Origin of the sequence: Legionella anisa (assembly GCF_001467525.1) — a bacterium.
In the GTDB taxonomy this organism is placed as follows: Bacteria; Pseudomonadota; Gammaproteobacteria; order Legionellales; family Legionellaceae; genus Legionella; species Legionella anisa.
Genome location: NZ_LNXS01000053.1, coordinates 14,007 through 14,856, shown reverse-complemented (window position 1 = coordinate 14,856; position 850 = coordinate 14,007). Strand labels below are relative to the sequence as shown.

Here is an 850-nt window from a genome sequence, read left to right as displayed (position 1 = left end):
GCATACACTTATGATTCGATGAAGATTATTTTGAAAGCATTGAATAGAACCGGTATCGTCAATACAAACAGCATATTAAGTACTGATTATATTGGCATTACCGGGGCTTATTTAAATAATGGTCAATTTTATCGATCGACCAATTACGTTATTTTATCAGTTAATAGCAATGGATATGCTTATGAAAAATAAAAGCTCTTCAATCAAAGCAATTTTTATCAAGAAAATGGCATATTCTGCTCTAATCCAATTTATTATTTTTGGATTTATACTCATGCTTGCAAAAGATTATTTTCATAATCAGATGAGTATCTTTTCCAGAAATTTAATTATTAATGACTCATTTACCACTGATGAAATTGGTAGGTATCAGCTGCTTAATAATAAGGATGCTCTTGATTTAGTACTATACAATTTAGGTAATGAACGCAAACTAGACTCAATAAAATTTGTTCCTTTAAAAAATAAAATAGAAGATGTAGGTACTTGCGAAGAAAACAGCAAAAGCAATTACCTTCTATGCAAAAAAGATAACGGGCAAGTTTCTGGTATAACATTAATTAAAAATGATGAAAAGATATTGGGCTCGGTGGTTGCAAGTAAGCAATATAATTCTATCTATACTTTGCCAGTGTCCTATGGTCTTTTGTTAATTTTATTGATCGTACTTGGAATATTTCTTTTTAATTTCTTATTTCTATTCCTTTCTATGAGAAAAAAAATAGCAAACAATACCGAATACTTGCTTGATTTTATTTCATCACATCAAAGTAATAATGCTGTTGATTTTGCAAAAGTTGAAATTAATGAATATAGACAAATTGCTAATAAATTTATTGATGAACATCGA

At 28.5% G+C, this 850-nt stretch carries 2 pseudogenes; both read left to right on the top strand.

The annotated features are described in order from the left end of the window. Window positions 1-192, top strand: a pseudogene (locus Lani_RS20310) (ABC transporter substrate-binding protein); the annotation flags it as partial. Next, a pseudogene (locus tag Lani_RS19590) lies at window positions 182-850 on the top strand (sensor histidine kinase); the annotation flags it as partial. The pseudogenes Lani_RS20310 and Lani_RS19590, both read left to right, overlap by 11 nt.